Source organism: Kribbella sp. NPDC049227 (genome assembly GCF_043197265.1).
In the GTDB taxonomy this organism is placed as follows: Bacteria; Actinomycetota; Actinomycetes; order Propionibacteriales; family Kribbellaceae; genus Kribbella.
The window spans coordinates 282,628-299,371 of the sequence record NZ_JBICST010000002.1 but is presented as its reverse complement, the minus strand read 5'-3'; the positions used below and the strand labels follow the sequence as shown (position 1 = coordinate 299,371).

General features: G+C 67.7%; 18 protein-coding genes and 1 pseudogene. 3 read left to right on the top strand and 16 right to left on the bottom strand.

Annotated features, from left to right (window positions below; translation table 11 throughout):
- Positions 1-13 precede the first annotated feature (13 nt).
- Entirely contained in the window at positions 14-256 is a 243-nt protein-coding gene (locus ACGFH6_RS08185) for a hypothetical protein (RefSeq protein ID WP_393381604.1), read from the bottom strand.
- Between the two features lie 258 nt (positions 257-514).
- Between ACGFH6_RS08185 and ACGFH6_RS08180 the strand changes: the two genes are divergently transcribed.
- Positions 515-1,432 carry an NADP-dependent oxidoreductase gene (locus tag ACGFH6_RS08180; protein WP_393381602.1) on the top strand — a complete coding sequence of 306 codons (918 nt, stop codon included), beginning with the start codon at positions 515-517 and terminating at the stop codon, positions 1,430-1,432.
- 127 nt (positions 1,433-1,559) lie between these two features.
- Here ACGFH6_RS08180 and ACGFH6_RS08175 read toward each other — a convergent pair whose 3' ends face one another.
- From ACGFH6_RS08175 to ACGFH6_RS08105, 15 genes and pseudogenes are all read right to left on the bottom strand, one after another.
- On the bottom strand, positions 1,560-1,943 hold the full coding sequence (locus ACGFH6_RS08175) for a hypothetical protein (RefSeq protein ID WP_393381600.1): 384 nt from the start codon (positions 1,941-1,943) through the stop codon (positions 1,560-1,562).
- 102 nt (positions 1,944-2,045) lie between these two features.
- A complete protein-coding gene (locus tag ACGFH6_RS08170; RefSeq protein ID WP_393381598.1) occupies positions 2,046-2,642 on the bottom strand; it encodes a sulfite oxidase-like oxidoreductase in 597 nt (198 codons plus the stop codon).
- Positions 2,642-3,145 carry a Dps family protein gene (locus ACGFH6_RS08165; protein WP_393381597.1) on the bottom strand — a complete coding sequence of 168 codons (504 nt, stop codon included), beginning with the start codon at positions 3,143-3,145 and terminating at the stop codon, positions 2,642-2,644. The genes ACGFH6_RS08170 and ACGFH6_RS08165 overlap by 1 nt, the downstream gene beginning before the upstream one ends.
- A gap of 113 nt (positions 3,146-3,258) precedes the next feature.
- Positions 3,259-4,038: a DUF1684 domain-containing protein gene (locus ACGFH6_RS08160; protein WP_393381595.1), complete on the bottom strand. Its 780-nt coding sequence runs from the start codon at positions 4,036-4,038 to the stop codon at positions 3,259-3,261.
- Entirely contained in the window at positions 4,035-5,147 is a 1,113-nt protein-coding gene (locus ACGFH6_RS08155; RefSeq protein ID WP_393381593.1) for an LLM class flavin-dependent oxidoreductase, read from the bottom strand. The genes ACGFH6_RS08160 and ACGFH6_RS08155 overlap by 4 nt, the downstream gene beginning before the upstream one ends.
- On the bottom strand, positions 5,137-7,035 hold the full coding sequence (locus ACGFH6_RS08150) for an FAD/NAD(P)-binding protein (RefSeq protein ID WP_393381591.1): 1,899 nt from the start codon (positions 7,033-7,035) through the stop codon (positions 5,137-5,139). The genes ACGFH6_RS08155 and ACGFH6_RS08150 overlap by 11 nt, the downstream gene beginning before the upstream one ends.
- Positions 7,032-8,348 carry an NtaA/DmoA family FMN-dependent monooxygenase gene (locus ACGFH6_RS08145; protein WP_393381590.1) on the bottom strand — a complete coding sequence of 439 codons (1,317 nt, stop codon included), beginning with the start codon at positions 8,346-8,348 and terminating at the stop codon, positions 7,032-7,034. The genes ACGFH6_RS08150 and ACGFH6_RS08145 overlap by 4 nt, the downstream gene beginning before the upstream one ends.
- Entirely contained in the window at positions 8,345-9,046 is a 702-nt protein-coding gene (locus ACGFH6_RS08140; protein ID WP_393381589.1) for an LLM class flavin-dependent oxidoreductase, read from the bottom strand. Before ACGFH6_RS08140 ends, ACGFH6_RS08145 begins: the two co-directional genes overlap by 4 nt.
- A gap of 47 nt (positions 9,047-9,093) precedes the next feature.
- A pseudogene (locus ACGFH6_RS08135) lies at positions 9,094-9,285 on the bottom strand (FMNH2-dependent monooxygenase); the annotation flags it as partial.
- Between the two features lie 116 nt (positions 9,286-9,401).
- Positions 9,402-10,457, bottom strand: coding sequence for an NADPH-dependent FMN reductase (gene ssuE, locus ACGFH6_RS08130; protein WP_393381587.1), 1,056 nt, complete (start codon positions 10,455-10,457; stop codon positions 9,402-9,404).
- 10 nt (positions 10,458-10,467) lie between these two features.
- Positions 10,468-11,433 (bottom strand): ABC transporter substrate-binding protein, encoded by a 966-nt coding sequence (locus ACGFH6_RS08125; RefSeq protein ID WP_393381586.1) that lies wholly within the window; start codon positions 11,431-11,433, stop codon positions 10,468-10,470.
- 11 nt (positions 11,434-11,444) lie between these two features.
- On the bottom strand, positions 11,445-11,642 hold the full coding sequence (locus tag ACGFH6_RS08120; RefSeq protein WP_393381584.1) for a hypothetical protein: 198 nt from the start codon (positions 11,640-11,642) through the stop codon (positions 11,445-11,447).
- A gap of 7 nt (positions 11,643-11,649) precedes the next feature.
- Entirely contained in the window at positions 11,650-12,411 is a 762-nt protein-coding gene (locus ACGFH6_RS08115) for an amino acid ABC transporter ATP-binding protein (RefSeq protein ID WP_393381582.1), read from the bottom strand.
- Entirely contained in the window at positions 12,408-13,367 is a 960-nt protein-coding gene (locus ACGFH6_RS08110; RefSeq protein WP_393381581.1) for an amino acid ABC transporter permease, read from the bottom strand. Before ACGFH6_RS08110 ends, ACGFH6_RS08115 begins: the two co-directional genes overlap by 4 nt.
- Before the next feature lie 87 nt (positions 13,368-13,454).
- Positions 13,455-13,529, bottom strand: a complete 75-nt coding sequence (locus tag ACGFH6_RS08105; protein ID WP_370452436.1) for a putative leader peptide — start codon at positions 13,527-13,529, stop codon at positions 13,455-13,457.
- 328 nt (positions 13,530-13,857) lie between these two features.
- On the opposite strand from ACGFH6_RS08105, the gene ACGFH6_RS08100 reads away from it, so the two are divergent.
- Both ACGFH6_RS08100 and ACGFH6_RS08095 read left to right on the top strand, forming a co-directional pair.
- A complete protein-coding gene (locus ACGFH6_RS08100) occupies positions 13,858-15,420 on the top strand; it encodes an amidase family protein (protein ID WP_393381580.1) in 1,563 nt (520 codons plus the stop codon).
- Positions 15,417-16,706, top strand: a complete 1,290-nt coding sequence (locus ACGFH6_RS08095) for an MFS transporter (protein WP_393381578.1) — start codon at positions 15,417-15,419, stop codon at positions 16,704-16,706. The genes ACGFH6_RS08100 and ACGFH6_RS08095 overlap by 4 nt, the downstream gene beginning before the upstream one ends.
- Positions 16,707-16,744: the final 38 nt, after the last annotated feature.

The window sequence follows — 16,744 nt, the reverse complement described above, 5'->3', positions numbered from 1 at the left end:
CCACGCTGAGCAACTACCGTCCGCCGGTTTCGGGCGGATCATCGTCCTGCACGGCGGCCAACAGTCCGTCCGCATCCTCCGCGCATGGTCCACAGGCAGCAAGGTGCGACGCCAGCCCTGGGTAGCGCTCGGCCGCATCGACTCCGGCCGCGAGCAGTTCGGCGTAGAGATGCAGAACGGCCATCGCCTCATCACACCCGACGTCACGTGGGTCGGTGGCCAGGAATCGCTCGAGCCCATCCCTCCACCCGGTCATGAATTACACCTCTACCCCGTTGATCAGAAAGCTGGGTTGCCCTCGGCTCCCCTTCTGGATATCCATTGGTGGTTAGATATGCGCGGATCTTACGGCGTGCAATGAAACAATCTCGCGCAACGACGCGTCACCTGACACCCTGTGCCCTCGCGCCGAACTCCTGTCCCCAGCGTGGTAAGACGTCGAGAGTGTGGTGCCGCCAACGCTTACGAGCAGAAAGTGCCGTGCAGCCGAGGACTGGATACAAGGAGGTGCCGGATGAGAGCGATTGTGGTGACGGACGAAGCCGCGGGAACGGCCGGGATGACGCTGGCGGAGCGGCCCGAGCCGCCGGCAGCGATCAACGACGTCGTCGTTGAGATTCATGCGTCGGGATACGTCTCGACCGAGCTGGAGTGGCCGTCGACCTGGGCCGATCGCGCCGACCGTGCCCGAACACCGTCGATCCCCGGGCACGAGCTGGCCGGAGTGGTCACCGCCCTCGGCTACGGCACGACGGGGCTGTCGGTGGGGCAGCGGGTGTTCGGCCTCTCCGATTGGCACCGCGACGGCACCCTCGCGGAGTATGTGGCGATCGAGGCACGCAACCTCGCACCGCTCCCGGGCGACGTCGACTTCACGGTCGGCGCCAGCCTGCCGATCTCAGGGTTGACCGCGTGGCAGGGACTGTTCCAGCACGGCCGCCTTCAGGCGGGCCAGAGCGTCCTCGCCCACGGCGCGGCCGGCGCAGTCGGCACGATGGTGACCCAGCTCGCGCACGAGGCCGGCGCCTACGTCATCGGCACTGGACGCGCGGCCGACCGTGACAAGGCGCTCGACTTCGGCGCGCAGGAGTTCGTTGACCTCGACAACGACTCCCTGAAGGATGTCGGCGGAGTCGATCTGGTGTTCGATGTCATCGGCGGCGACGTCCAGAAGAGCTCAGCGGCGCTGATCAAGGCCGGAGGCACTCTGGTGTCCGTCGTCGGCCCGATCGAGGCGCGGCCTGCGGACGGCCTGGCGGTCGATTTCGTTGTCGAGGCCGACCGCGCGCAACTGAGCGAGATCGTCCAGCGAGTGCGGGACGGGCGGCTGCGGACGAACATCGGCACCGTGGCGACTCTCGACGATGCCATCGCCGCTTTCAATTCCACGGAGCGGAGCATGGGAAAGACGATCATCCGCGTTCGTCCGTAAGACACGGAGACAGCGAGCTGTTCTGCCTTCTCGCAGTACTGCGGAACAGCTGGCGGTGAAGCTCCCACGTGAGTGCTGCAGGACGGCCGTTCTGCAGCACCCTGGAGGGACATCCGTGCCTCAAGAGTCAGGGAGCGATCTCGAGCTTCGTGATGAGGTCGTCGGCGAGGGTGAAGCGGTAGATGATGTCGACGACGCCCCCGGGGAAGTCACCCTCCAGGTGGTTGGTGACGACGTAGTGGGTGTCGTCGAACTTCTCGACGTGGCTGATCTCGACCGTGTAGGTGTACTCACTGGCCTCCTTCTCCCGCCAGCGATGGATCTCGTCGTGACCGGTGTGGATGTTGCCGTCGTCGTCGACCACGGTGGCGTCGGCCGCGAAAGCCGACAACAAGTCGTGAGCGTTCGCCTTGTGCTGGGGATCGGCCTCGCGCAGGTACCTCGTGATCGCCTGCGGCAGGTGCTTCGCCAGCTCGGCGGCGGTCGGGTCGGGCGGGGTCTGGATGGTCATCAGGCGCCTTCCAAGGTGAGGGTGAGGGTGTTCATGTCTCGCGCAAAGAGGTCACCAGCGGAGTCTCGAAGGTGGTCCCGATCACCGTGGCGGTCTGCTATGTCAGTCGCCGTCGTAGCGCTGCTCTTTCCACGGGTCTCCATAGTTGTGGTAGCCGAACATCTCCCAGAAACCGGGCTGATCGTCGGTCCGCAGGTCCAACCCACGGATCCACTTCGCGCTCTTCCAGAAGTACAGGTGCGGCACGAGCAGACGCGCCGGCCCACCGTGCTCCGGATCAAGCGGCCTCCCGTCGTACTCGTCGACGATCCAGGCCTTTCCACCTCGCAAGTCCGCCAGCGGAATGTTGGTGGTGTAGCCGCCGTCGGAGAACGCCAGGGCATAAGGCGCCTGGGTCGGCACCGCAGCGAGAAGGGTGTCGAGAGGCACGCCCGACCAGGTCATGTCCAGCTTCGTCCACTTCGTCACGCAGTGGATGTCGACGGTGAACTTCTCGTGGGGCAAGGCCTGGAACTCCGCCCACGACCACGAGACCGGGTTGTCCACAGCTCCACGAATGGTGAAGTCCCACGCGTCCAGCTGCGTGTACGGCGTCGGCCCGGCCGACAGCACCGGGAAGTCTCGCGTCACGTACTGTCCGGGCGGTACCCGCGAGGAGTCTGCGGCACGCCGACCAACGAACCCCCTGGTGACAGCCATCAGGCCTTCTCACCAAGCTGCACACGCAACAGCCATTGCTGCTTCTCCAACATCCCGAGCACCCTGATCAGTACGTCCTGCGTCACCAGATCCGCAGCACCGATCGAGCCCAGCCGTGCACGAATCCGCTCGGCCACCGCCGCCACCCGCCGACCCAGCTCCCAAACCACCACATGATCAGCCAGCGATCGCACCACGACAGGGTCGACACGTGACCCGGCCGCCACCGCCGAGCTCCGACCGTCCGGGACGAATCCCAACGTCACCGCGCGCTCAGCGACGACATCCGCGAGCTCGCGCCACTCCGCGACCAACTCATCGAGGAACAGGTGCACCCCACGGGCTGCCGCCCCGACCACGCTCCAGTGCAACTGCTTCCCGATCAGCGACAGATCGATCAGATCCTGCAGCACGAGCTGCAGCTCCTCACCAACCGCCACCCGCTCGTTCGGATTGTCCAGCGGCGGCAACTGGACCGAGTTAGCAACAGATTCCCTAGACATACCTCCCCAGTGTCACGACCACCCCCCGACCTTTCGTCACCACCTGGACCAATCCCCCGGGCGACCGTGCTGGTCGACCTGGGTGACTCGATCAGCCGTGTAGGTACAGAGCATCACCGCACCTTCTTCTCGCCGGCCGTGACCGGCACACCGAGCCGGTTGCCCGGAACGGGTGCCGGGCAGGTCCCGTACGCCGTGAACGCGAACGGCAGATTGAGCGTCCGGTTGAAGTCGACCAGCACGGACTGGTCGCGCTCGACCACCCCGGTGGTGACCGTCCGCCAGGGCGCCGTGTCGTCGCCGTTGGTGTCGTCGTGGAACGACAGCGCCAGCCGACCATCACCCGCGGGCGTCGCCACCAGTTCGTACGCCGTGTCACCGAGCGCAAGGTGGACAGTGCCGACCGCGGTGACGTGCTGCCGCAGATCATCGCGGGCCGTGGAGACCTCCACTCGCTCGGGTTCGGCGTACGGCGTGTAGTAGCCGCGCACCACCCAGTCCGGGTTCAACGAGTACGTCGGAACGCCAGTGAAGTCACGTCGTGTCGGAGCCTGCGGATCGCGCTGCCGAACGGCGTACCGGCCGCCCCGCAGCACCAGCTCGACGAGCCGATCTCCACAGAGCAACCAACTGAGCGAAGCCGCCTCGGCAACAACAGACGAGACCGTGCCGTGGACCGGATCACCGTTCACGGTGAGCTCACCGTCGGCAGTGACGTACGCACGTCCGTCGGCGGCCCACCAGATGCCCGGCAGACCGGGCAGGGCGGTCGGTGACGCGGGCAGCCAGTCGAAGGCGACGACGGTCAGCCAGCCGTAGTCCGTGTTCAGATCCTGCTCGCGCGCCGCATGCCAGGTGTGCCAGTCCTGCTCGAGGTCGGAAACGACAGTCATGAGGCCAGTTCCTTCCGGGTCTGCTGCTCGCGGTGCGCCACTTCGGATCGCACCAACGGAATGACGTAGCGACCGAAGTCGATCGCATCGTCGTAGATGTCGTACCCGCGGGCGGAGAAGATCCGGATCCCGAGGTCGTAGTAGTCCAGCAACGCGGCCGCGACGGTGTCCGGCGTACCGACCAGTGCGGTCGAGTTGCCGCCGCCGCCGGTCAGGCCGGTCGGTGCGGTCCACAGCGCGCGGTCGTGCCGCTCGCCCTCCGCGACCGCCTTCAGCAACCGTTGCGATCCCGCGTTCTCCGGAGACTTCGAGCGGAGCCGCGTGCTGATCGGGACGCCACCGGCCTGGACGTCCTTGATCCGGCCGAGGATGCTCCCGGCCTTCTCCCAGGCCAGCTCCTCCGTGGGAGCGAGGATCGGGCGGAACGCGATCTGGGTCGTCGGTCGATCGGAGCGGCCGGCCCGCGCCGCCTCGGCATCGATCGTGGCGAGCTGCTCGCGGGTCCCGGCCAGCGGCTCGCCCCACAGCGCGAAGATGTCCGCCTCGGCGGCGCCCACCGCGTAGGCGGCCGCCGACGACCCGCCGAAGGAGATCCGTGGCCGCGGTTGCTGCAGCGGCTTGATGTCGGCCACGAACTGCTCGAACCGGTAGTGCTCCCCGGCAAAGTCGAACCGGTGGTCCGACGTCCAGGCCAGCTTGAGGATCTGGATGAACTCCCGGGTCCGGCCGTACCGGTCGTCCTTGGCCAGGAAGTCGCCTTCGGCGGCCTGGTCCGCGGTCGAGCCACCGGTGATCACGTGCACCTCGAACCGCCCGCCGCTGATGTGGTCCAGCGTTGCGAAGGTCTTCGCGGTCAGCGTCGGGTAGGCGACGTTCGGACGGTGTGCCACCACCAGGTTGATCCGTTCGGTCCTGCTCGCGACGTACGCCGCGACCTGCGCCGGGTCGGGCGATCCGGAGTGGTAGGCGAACAGGATCCGGTCCCATCCGTTGTCCTCATGGGCCCGGGCGAGTCTGGCCGTGTAGTCCAGGTCCAGCGGGCCGCCGGTTCGCGGCGTGACCTCGCTGGCCGGGTTGGTCCCGGCGATGCCCAGGAACTCAACTGGCATGGCGTTCTTCCTTCCGTACGGCGGGAGCGAGAAGTGTGAGCAGGTGCCGGGCGACCGCATCGTTCTGCCGGAAGCCGGGACCGTTGAAGTGCGGCCGGGAGAAACCCGACGAGCCGGCCGAACCGGAGACCGACGGCCCGAGCAGGAACAGCGACGGATGCACCGTGCCGTCGGCACGGATCGCCCGGCAGTGTGCGTCCGCCTTGAGCTGGCCGCCGCCCAGACTCGTCCCATCCGTAGCGAACAGTTCGTCGGCGGCCAGTACGCCGTCTGCCAGCAGCCCGCGCAACAGCGGATCAGTTGTCGCCAGCACGTCGGGACGCGGCAACCTGGCCTCGACAAAGGCGCGGGCCCGGATCTCCCCGGCCACACCGGGGCTGCGGGCCACGAACCGATCGCTGTCGATGGCGACCTCGAGCTCGGGTCCGGCGAACCGGACGATGCCGGCCCGGTGCAGCGCAAGCAGCTCTTCGAGCCGCCGCGGCGGCGGACCGCTGGCCACGAACGAGAAGAACCCGTGCCACTCCGTCTCCACCCGCCGGACCCGGTCCTCGTCCGTCAGCCGGCCTTCGACGATCGCGGCCGACAGCACGCTGTAGATACTCAGCAAGGCGTTGAACACCGCAAGATCCGCCGAGTACTCCGGATCCGCGCGGCGCACGAGGTCCGCCTCGATCAGCCCGCTGAGGAACCGCTCGAACCGCTGCCGATCGGCGAAGAACTGCCCGGTCAGCGGCCGGTCGACCTCGGCCCGGACGAAACGGTCCTCCGGATCCGGTACGGCGACCTCGACCGCGGCGACGAACTCCGGTGCGGAGGGCAACGAACGGTCCAGCACCTCGGCGAACTGTTGCCACGGCCACCTCGTCCGCTCCGGATGAGCGGTGAAGAGCTGTTGATAGTGGGCGAACGTCAACTCCTTGTCGATCAGGGGCCGTAGCTGACGATCGAAATCCAGGACACCGTCACCCAACTCGGTCAGCGCCGCCTTGGTCAGGTAGCGGGTCGGCACCGGTTTCGTCCCGGCGACGGTGTAGCCGAGTTTCGCGTGATACGGCACACCGCGCCGGGACCCGACGTACAGGATCGGCTCGTGGCCGGAGGGGCGATAGCTGAGCAGGCCGTCGCACTCGTCGTACCATCCGCCGCGGCCCTCGGTGAGGAGAACCATCAGGTCGACGAACGCCTGGCCGAAGCCGCGCACGATGACGTTGTCGCCCGGGTGCAGGTCGTCGAGATCGACGTCCGCGGTGTACCCGGGCGGGATGTACGTCAGGCCGGCGTCGTAGGCCTGGGCCGCCCAGGCCGCCTCCGAAGCCGTCGGGAACCGGTCGAGGTAGCCGAGCGCGAGGACGACCACGTCCGCCTTCAGCTCTTTGCCCGAGGCAAGGATCACGCGATGGTCGGCGGTCAGCTCGATCGCTCGTTCCGGATGGGTGGTGACGGTCGCCGGGACCTCGCCGACGACGCGTTGCCAGGCCCAGGCGAGGTACTCCGCCTGCACCACGCGCGGCGGGAAGTCCATCGGGCCGGGCAGCTCCAGCCCGGCCCGTTCGAGGATCACCGCGCCTTCTCCGGCCACCCAGGTGGCCAGATCCGGCCCGGGCACCACCGGTCCTTCGCACTCGACCGATTCGTCGGTGAAGATCGTGACGTCCGACGTCATCGAGTTCATCCAGAGCAGCCGCGACTGGTCCCGCCTCCAGATCCTGCCGCCACCGGCCGGATACGGATCCACGACGTGGATCTCCACTGTCCGGTCGCCCAGCAGCTCCGGCGCGTTCGCCGCGAACCGCTCGAGCAACCCGACGGTCCGCGGTCCACCCCCGACGAACACCACCGTCGCGGGCGGCTCCTCCCACGATCTGCGCAGGTCGGCCACGGTCATGCCGTCAACCCGAGGTGGGAGCGGAGCGTCGCACCGGCGTACTCGGAACGGAACACGCCGCGCTCGCGGAGCAGCGGGACGACGCGGTCGACGAAGTCGTCCAGGCCGCCGGGCGTGAGATGCGGGACGAGGACGAAGCCGTCCGCCGCGTCCTCCTGCACGTGGCGGTTGATCGCCGCGGCGACCGTGGCCGGTGAGCCGACGAAGGTCTGCCGGTTCTGCTGGTTGATCACGGTCTGCCGCAGTGACCAGCCGTTCGCCTCGGCCTGAGCCCGCCACTCGGCGACGATCGGGCCGGGATCGTTGTAGCCGACCCGGCCTTGGGTCACCGTCGACCCGACCACCGGGTCCTCCGCCGGCAGCGGACCATCCGGGTCGTACGCCGACAGGTCGCGACCCCAGAGCAGCTCCGCCAGGACGATCGCGGTCGGCCCGGACACCTGCTGCTCCCGGATGTAATGCGCCTTCTCGACAGCCTCGGCATCGGTGTCGGCGACCACCACGGTCACCGCAGGCATGATCTTCAGCGACTCCTCGCTCCGCCCGTACCGCGCCAACCGTGCCTTCACGTCCTTGTAGAAGGTGTGCCCGGCCTCGAACGTCCCGTGCCGGCTGAAGATCACGTCCGCACTCGAGGCGGCGAACTCCCGGCCTTGGTCGCTGTCACCGGCCTGGATCACGACCGGCCGCCCCTGCGGCGACGGCGGCAGCCCGAAGCGCCCGCGGATGCTGAAGTGGTCGCCCTCGTCCGCGAAGGCCCCAGCGCCCTCGCGGGCGAAGACGCCCGCCGCCTGGGCGAGGACCAGGTCGTCCGCGGACCAGGAGTCCCACAGCTTGCGCACGATCCGGAGTGACTCCTGGGCCCGGACGTAGCGGTCGGCCTTGTCCAGGTATCCGCCGCGGCGGAAGTTCTCACCGGTGAACGCGTCCCAGGACGTCACGACGTTCCAGGCGGCGCGACCGCCGGAGAGGTGGTCGAGGGTGGCGAGTCGTTTCGCGAGTTCGTACGGCTCGTTGAAGGTCGAGTTCACGGTGGCGGCCAGGCCGAGGTGAGTGGTGACGCCGGCCAGCGCACTGAGCACGGTCAGCGACTCGGGGCGACCGACGACGTCGAGGTCGTGGATCCTGCCCTTCACCTCCCGCAGCCGCAGTCCTTCGGCCAGGAAGAAGAAGTCGAACGTGCCACGTTCGGCGGTCTCCGCGAGGTGCCGGAACGAGGCGAAGTCGATCTGCGACCCGGACTCCGGGTCCGACCACACCGTCGTGTTGTTGACGCCCGGGAAGTGCGCCGCCAGATGGATCTGCTTGGTCATCGTGCACCTCCCGGCCGAGTCAGACCCAACCTGCTTCGCAACAGCCCCTCGCGTCGCGGCGTCCCCACGAGCTTCCTTGCCTGCAGCAAAGGGATGAGCCGGTCCGCGATCACCGGTACGTCGATCTCCAGCGACGCCGGCCGCAGATGCACCCCGTCCACCCCCGCCGCACTCCACTCCGCGATCAGGTCCGCCAGCCGCTCCACCCCGCCGATGTGATCGAGGTGAGCCGCCCCATCAGCCCGCCGAGCCGCCGCCACCGGATCGTCGTCCAGCAACACCCCCACCGACACCAGCACCCGCGGCGATCCCGCCGAACGGAGGGTGGCGACGCGCTCCGACAACCCATCTGTGCCAGGCAACAACACCAACTCCGCGTCGGCTGCTGCTTCCAACGCCTCCGGGGTGTTCACCCGGACGACGGTGATCGGGTGGCCCTGCGGCGGGCGGGGAACGATCGACGGGCCTTTGATCGTGAAGGTGGGGGCTTGATAGTCGACATAGTGGATGCGGTCGCGGTCGACGAAGCGGCCGCTGGAGGCGTCGCGGATGACCGCGTCGTCGTCCCAGGAGTCCCACAGTCGTCGGCTGACGTCGACGACGTACCGCGCCTCGCGCCAGGTCTCGGCGGCGGGGCCGGCTCCCGCCGCCCGATCACCGCGGCCGCCTCGGCGGACGTCGACACATCCGCGACCCACCCGCCCCGGCCGGACGACACATGATCCAGCGTCGCGACCGACGCCTGCACGTGGAACGGCTCGGTGTGCGTGACCGTGATGGTCGGTAGCAGCCCGATCCGATCAGTCAACGGCGCGATCCGAGCCGCCAGACCGAGCGCATCCAACCGGACGCTCACGCGATCAGGTACGTCGGCCGGTGCCTCCAGCGCGTCCGTGAACGTCGCAAGGTCGATCCCCGCCGCCTCCGCCCGCTGCACAGCACGCACTGCCAGCTCACCCGTCAGAATCGCCGCCGGATCAACCTCCGGCCCGCGCCAAGCCCCCGGATGTCCACCAGCGCCGTCGATCTCGATCGCCGTGATCAGCCGCCGGCTCACGACGCCACCCTCAGCGCCACCGGCAGTTCCTTGGTGAACGGCAACGGCCCGATGGCCTCCGGGTCCGCCTCGACGTCGAACTGCGGCGCGAACCCGGCCGCCAGGTACAACGCAGCCGCCTCCGGTTGCCGCGGTCCGGTGGTCAGGTAGAGCTTGCGATAGCCGAGATCGAGCGCAGCCGCTTCCAACTCGGCCATTACCCTCCGGCCGAGTCCCTGGCGCCGATGCATGTGGGAGGTCCACATCCGCTTCACCTCAGCGGTGTCGCCGTCGTACCGGCGAATGGCACCGCCCGCCACGGTCTGACCTCCGTGCCGAAGCAACACGAACGCGCCTCCACGCTCGGCGTGGAAGTCCGTCGGCGGAACCTCGGTCAGCTGCGTGTTCTCATTCGTCCGCCCATATCGGGTGCTGTACTCGACGACGAGATCGGCCAGCAGCGGAGCGGCTTCCGGGTCCTCCGGCCGCGCCCGCAGTACTTCGACCGCCGCTGCCTGCACCGGCACACTCTCCACCGGCTGCTCGCCTTCGACGGTGGACAGGAACGCCTCGGTCACCTCATACAGCGGCACCGAGGCGATCGGGTCCAGCAACAGGCCACCCCCGTCGTACAAACGAATGTGCGACGACAGCACGAACCAGCCCTGCCCGATCGCACCCGCGCCGAGGCTGGTGAGCACCGGCCGCAGCGCGTAGTCGATCACCAGCACATGTGCCGGTGTCCCACCCGTTGCCAACGGCAACACCGGCTTCCCCCTCAGGGCGTACTGCGGCAGCAGATCGAGGAACACCTTGAGAAGTCCCGAGTACGCCGCCTTGTAGACCGGAGTCGTGACGACGACGGCGTCGGCGGACTCGAGGGTGTCTACAGCAGCGGCGATCCGGGGGTCGTCGGCAGTGCCCCGGAGCAACGCCTCAGCCGGGAGATCGCGCAGGATGATCGGAGCGACCTCGTGACCGTGGCTGAGTAGTCGCCTCGTCACGTACTCCAGGACCGCGTCGGTGCGGGACGGGATGGACGGACTGCTCGAGATGGTTGCGATCCTTGCCATGTGTCGCCTCCTATTTCTGCTTGTCCTTGGGAAGGCCGGGCGGGTTGACCAGCGACTTCGGCACGGCCTCGGACTGCAGGCCCCACTTGGCCAGGACCTTCGCGTAGCTTCCGTCCGCGATCGCCGCGTTGAGGGCGTCGGCGAGCGGCTTGACCAGGCCGTTGTCCTTCTTCGTCGTGATACCGACGAGCCCCTGGACCGGATAGCTGGACGACACCGTGCCGACGATCTCGGTCTTGCCGGCGGTCGCGACGTGATAGGTGGCGTTCGGGTTCGGGCCGAGATAGAGGTCGATCCGGCCGGACTCCAGGGCAAGATAGGTGTCCGACGCCTGCTGGTAATACTTCGGTTCGGCGGGTGGTCGACCGGCGGCGACGTTCTGCTTGTTCCAGTCGAGCAGGATCGCCTCTTGGAGGGTGCCGGAACTGACCGCGACCTTCTTGCCGGAGATGTCGGCCGGGCCGGTGATCTTCAGCCCGGAGCCCTTCTTCGCTTCGAACGCGTGCAGGCCGAGGCGGTAGGTGGCGAAGTCGTACTTCTCCTTGCGCAGTTCGGACACGCCGATGTTGGAGATGCCGACCTGGTACCTGCCGGAGTCCAGTCCGAGGAACAGGTTCTCCCAGCTGGTGGTCTGCATCTCCGGCGTCAGGCCGAGCACACTCGCGGCGAGGTGCGCGATGTCGATCTCGACGCCGATCGGGGTCTTGTTGTCGTCCGCGGTGAAGCCGAGCGGTGGCAGTCCCCCGCCGGCCGACCCGTTGCCGACGACAAGCTTCCCACTGTCGCGCACCGCGGCGGGCAACTCGGCCGCGATGCTGTCCACCTTGGCCGAGGTGATGTGCTTCTGGTTCGCCGACGTGTCGAACGCGACGACCGACGCGTCGTTGCCCTTCGGCGCCGCACTGGTCTGCGGGTCGGCGCACGCTGCCAGCGTGAGGAGTGCGACGGCTACCGGGATCGTCCAGGGATTTCTCATGATGATGTTCCTCAGCTCGTCAGCGGGAGTCCGGGCGGATTGATCTCCGATTTCTCGACCGCCTCGTTCTTCGTGGTGCTGACACGGTTCTGCTCGGCCGAGGTGTTCACCCCGGTGTCAGCGAAGGCGTTGACCGCATCGGGTTGGAAGCCGCAGCCGGCTACGAGCAGTGCGGCGACAGTTGCGACGGGGATCAGGACACGTCTCATGGTGACCTCAGAGGACTTTGGAGATGAAGGCACGGGTGCGCTCATGACTGGGGTTGTCGAGCACCTCGTGCGGTGGACCCGACTCGACGATCCGGCCGCCGTCGATGAAGACCACCGTGTCGGCGACCTCCCGGGCGAAGCCGATCTCGTGGGTGACGACGACCATCGTGGCGCCGTCCCGAGCGAGTTCCTTGATCACGTCGAGGACCTCGCCGACCAACTCCGGATCGAGCGCGCTGGTCGGTTCGTCGAACAGCAGGACTTTCGGCCGCAGCGCCAGTGCGCGAGCGATCGCTACCCGCTGCTGCTGACCGCCGGACAGCTGACGCGGATACACGTCCGCCTTGTCGCCGACGCCGACCCGCTCCAGCAGTTCGCGAGCCAGTGGCTCGACCTCGCCGCGCTTGCGACGCTGCGCCGACACCGGAGCCTCGACGACATTCTGCAGCGCGGTGAGGTGGCCGAACAGGTTGAAGTTCTGGAAGACGAACCCGACCTGTGACCGCTGATGCAGGATCTCCCGCTCGCGCAGCTCATGCAGCTTGTCACCGCGCCGCTTGTAGCCGATCAGCTCACCGTCGATCCGGATCAGGCCGCGATCGACCTTCTCCAGATGGTTGATCGACCGCAGCAACGTCGACTTCCCGGAACCCGACGGGCCGAGGATCACGGTGACCGTGCCGGTTCGCACCTCCAGGTCCACGCCCTTCAGGACTTCGAGCTCTCCGAAGCTCTTGTGCACACCCTTGATGTCCACCATCGCCGTCATCGGGCCGCCCTCGCCTTCAGCTCGCGCCAGGTACGCCGTACCCGTTGCACGGGCGTGGGTGGAAGCTCTCGCGCCGTACCGCGGGCGAAGTGACGTTCGACGTAGAACTGGACGATGGACAGCAGCGTGGTCAGCACGATGTACCAGACGGTCGCGACCATCAGCAGGGGTACGACGCGGCTGTTGCGGCCGTAGATCACCTGGACCTGGTAGAAGAGCTCCGGGATCGCCATCACCGAGACGATCGAGGTGCCCTTGAACAGGCTGATCACCTCGTTCGCGCCGTTCGGCAGGATCGAGCGCATCGCCTGTGGCAGAACGATCCGGAAGAACTGACGCGACCTCGGGATGCCGAGTGCGGCAGCCGCCTCCACCTGCCCGGCATCGACCGAGATGATGCCGCCGCGGATGATCTCGGCGGCATACGCGGCCTGGTGCAGGGCCAGCCCGAGCACCGCCGCACCGAGCGGGCCGAACAGGTTGTTCGTACTGAAACGGACGAACTCCGGCCCGAACGGGATGCCCAGGCTCAATTCCTGGTACAGGTAGGCGATGTTGAACCAGAACAGCAGCTGCACGATCAACGGGATCGAGCGAAACGCCCAGATGTAGCCCCAGGCAACCACTTGCAGGAACGGGCTGCCTGACAACCGCATGGTCGCGATCACCGCACCGAGAGCGAATCCCAGCACGGTCCCGTAGACAGTCAGCTGCACCGTCACCCAGAGCGCCGAGAAGATCGTCCTGGTGGTGAAGAACTGGAAGAACGTCGGCCAGTCCCAGCCAGGGTTGGTGACGAGTCCGTGCACGAACATCGCCAGCAGGACGAGGACGACGCCGACACCGAACCACCTCCACGGATGCCGTCGCCCTACGACGGGCAGATCGGCATCCGGAACAGTGGTCTCCGGCGGTTCGGCGGCCTGCGTGGCAGGCGTGACTGATGTGGTCGACACTGGTTCTCCCTGGCGGTGGGCGGGCTTCGCGGGCACAGCGCAGCAGACGTCCGCGAACGGACGTCGGCGGGGACGCGAGAGGTCAGATCAGCGCAGACACAGCGCGCTGGACACCCGCAGGAGGTCGATGTGGAGGCGGTAGTACGGCAGTTCGCGCGTCATCTCCGTCTCCTCCGTTCACTCCTGGATCGACTCAGTCATCCCAGTATGGGACGAGTCTGAAAGATTAGTAACCCAGTAGACAAAGGTTTCATTATGCGGACACTCGCCAGCCGCGTCCGGTGCAGCGCAGCGAGCGTTCGTGCCCGCGGCAACACAGGCGCTGGCTCGGCGGTGGGGCCGCGTTGCTGGACGGCTGTCGGGGCATCCTCGCAGGTCAGCGGTGGGTCGGCCGCCAGGCGAACCCGCTTAACACGGTGCGAACGCAACTGGGCTCGCGACGTAACCGGGGCTGGCGATCGTCGATCATCCGACGATCGAGGAGGCCGCCATGCATCGAGTTCCCGATCTGCCTGAGCTCCAGGCAACTGCCGAACGGCTCGGCACCCGTCTCACCCCGGAGGAAGCGGAGGTCTACCGCCGCCATCTGACCCGGATGCTCGCCGAGTTCGACGACTTCGTCCAGGCCCGCACCGTCGACGTCCGGCCGCCGCGGTTCCCTGGCGCCCGCGAACCGGGTTGCCGTCCTGGCGCGGACGAGGATCCGCACAACGCGTGGACCTGGAAGTGTTCGATCGCCGGCAGCGGCGAGGGAATCCTCGCCGGCAAGACGGTCAGCTACAAGGATCACACCGCGGTGGCGGGTATGCCGATGGCCTTCGGCGCCCACGCGCTCACAGGCCACGTGCCCGATTTCGACGCGACCGTCGTGCAGCGCGCGCTGGAAGCCGGCGCAACGGTGGTTGGAAAGAACGTGATGAACGGCCTCGCCGGCGGCTACGGCTTCGGCGGTGGTGTCGGTGACTACGGGCGACCGTTGAACCCGCACAACCCGCTGCATCTCACTGGCGGGTCGTCGTCCGGATCCGCGGCCGCACTCGTCGCCGGCCAGGTGGACATTTCCTTCGGCGGTGACCAGGGCGGCTCGATCCGGATCCCGGCTGCCTGGTCCGGGACCGTCGGCCACAAACCTACGTTCGGCCTGATCTCCCACTTCGGCATCGGCTTCGGCTCGGATCAGAGCATCGACTACACCGGCCCGATGACGATGTCGGTCCGCGACGCCGCCCTCGCCCTGGAGGCGGTCGCCGGGTACGACGGACTCGACCCGCGGCAGACCCGTGAGGTGCCCGATCGGTACGACGCGACGAGCCGGCTGACCGGTGACATCGAGGGACTGAGGATCGGCGTCCTGCGTGAAGGCTTCCTCGGCGCCACCGAGGCTGTCACCGACTCGGTCCAGCAGGCGATCGAGGTGCTCGAGAAACTCGGAGCAGTCGTCACCGAGGTCTCGGTTCCGGAGCACCTCACCATTGGCGCGGCGCAGATGGCGTTGTCGGCCGAGGCCTCGCTCGCGGTCCGCGGCGCCGGGTTCTACGGCGCGTTCACTCGGACCTACTACCCCGAGGACACGATCGCCGCGATCACCCGGGCCTGGCAGCACGACCAGGAACTGCTGGATCCACGCGGTCTGCTCACGCTGATGGCCGGAGAGTTCAGCCGCCGCTACTGGGCCGGCCGGTTGTACGCGAAGGCACAGAACGTCCGTCCCGCGTTCATCGCGGCGTACGACCGGGCTCTGTCCGAGGTCGACGTACTGGTCATGCCGACGACGATCACCCAGGCGCCTCGGTTCGAGCCGTTGGACGACCGCACGACTGCCTTGGACTTCGCCTTGCAGAGCCCGGTCTCGCAGAGCGCGGTGGCGAACACCCGGCCGTTCAACTTCACCGGGCACCCGGCCTTGGCGGTGCCGTGTGAGAAACGTGACGGCCTGCCGGTCAGCATCCAACTGGTCGGGCGCATGTTCGACGATGCGCTGCTACTCCGTACCGCGCATGCCTTCAGCCAGACCGTCCCGTTCGCGGAGTGGCTCGCAGTCGACCCCGCATGACGAGCCCGAGGATGTTCCGCTCGCTGCAGATCCGCAACTACCGGAACTTCTTCTGGGGCGGCACGATCAGCAACATCGGCGTCTGGATGCAGCGGACTGCGCAGGCGTGGGCCGTCGTCGTGCTCAGCAACGGCGACGGCCTCGCCCTCGGGCTCGCGACCTTCCTGCAGTTCTTCCCGACCGTGATCCTCGGCCTGGCGACCGGTGCGCTCGTCGACCGGGTGGACAAGGTCCGGGTGCTGGTCGTGACCCAGGGCCTGGTCGGGCTGGGCAGCGTCGTGATGGCCGTCCTCGATGGACTCGGGATTCTCACCCTGGTTCAGGTCTGGGTGCTGGCAGGTGCGATGGGCATCGTCACAGCGTTCGACGTCCCGGCCCGGCAGGCGGTGGTGTCAGAACTGGTCGGACCTGATCGGGTCGTCAATGCGATCGGGCTGAACTCCGCCTCCTTCAACGCCGCCCGGCTGATCGGTCCGGCGTTGGCGGGGTTGCTGATCGGCGTTGCCGGTACGCCGTTGATCTTCGCACTGCACGCAGCCAGCTCGGCCGGCATCCTGATCGCCCTGTTCAGGATCGATCGCTCCGAAGTACGCCGGGTTCCGCGCTCGCCCATGGGCCGGGGGCAACTGATCGCCGGCTTGCGGCAGGTGGCCGGCGATCCGTTGCTGGCAACACTGATTGTGCTGGCGGGAGTGATCGGGATTGCCGGGGCGAACAGCCTCCAGGTCGTGCTGCCGCTGGTTGCGACCGAGGTGTTCGGCGTCGGCGCGCTGGGCTTCGGCCTCGTCACGTCGTGTCTGGCGGTCGGCGGTCTGACCGGCGCGCTGGTGGCCGCCTCCACCAGCGGGATGCCGAGGTTCCGGTGGGTCATCGGGGCCGCCGCGGCGCTCGGGGGTTGTCTGGTGATCGCGTCCTTCATGCCGATACTGATTGCCTTCGGCATCGCGCTGATCTGCTGCGGCGGGCTGTTCATGTCGTTCGCCGTCCTCGCGAACACCTCCGTCCAGCTGACTGCCGAGCCGGCCCTGCGCGGACGCGTGGTGGCGGTCTATCTGACCTCCTTCCTCGGCGGCGGTGCGCTCGGCGCTCCGTTGCTCGGCATGCTCGCCGAGCGGGTCGGCCCGATGCGAGCCATCGCGCTCGCCGGAACGCTGGGCCTGTTCGCCGCAGGAGGCGGAGCGATCGCGATCACGTTCGTCCGGAAGCATCCGAAACTCGCCGGGAATTCCCGGCCGACGCGCAACGAGATCGTTTACCGGCGAGATACCGAGATGGTCGATCGCTGAAACATCCGCGCCATAGCTTGAATGCTGAAAGTCCTTCT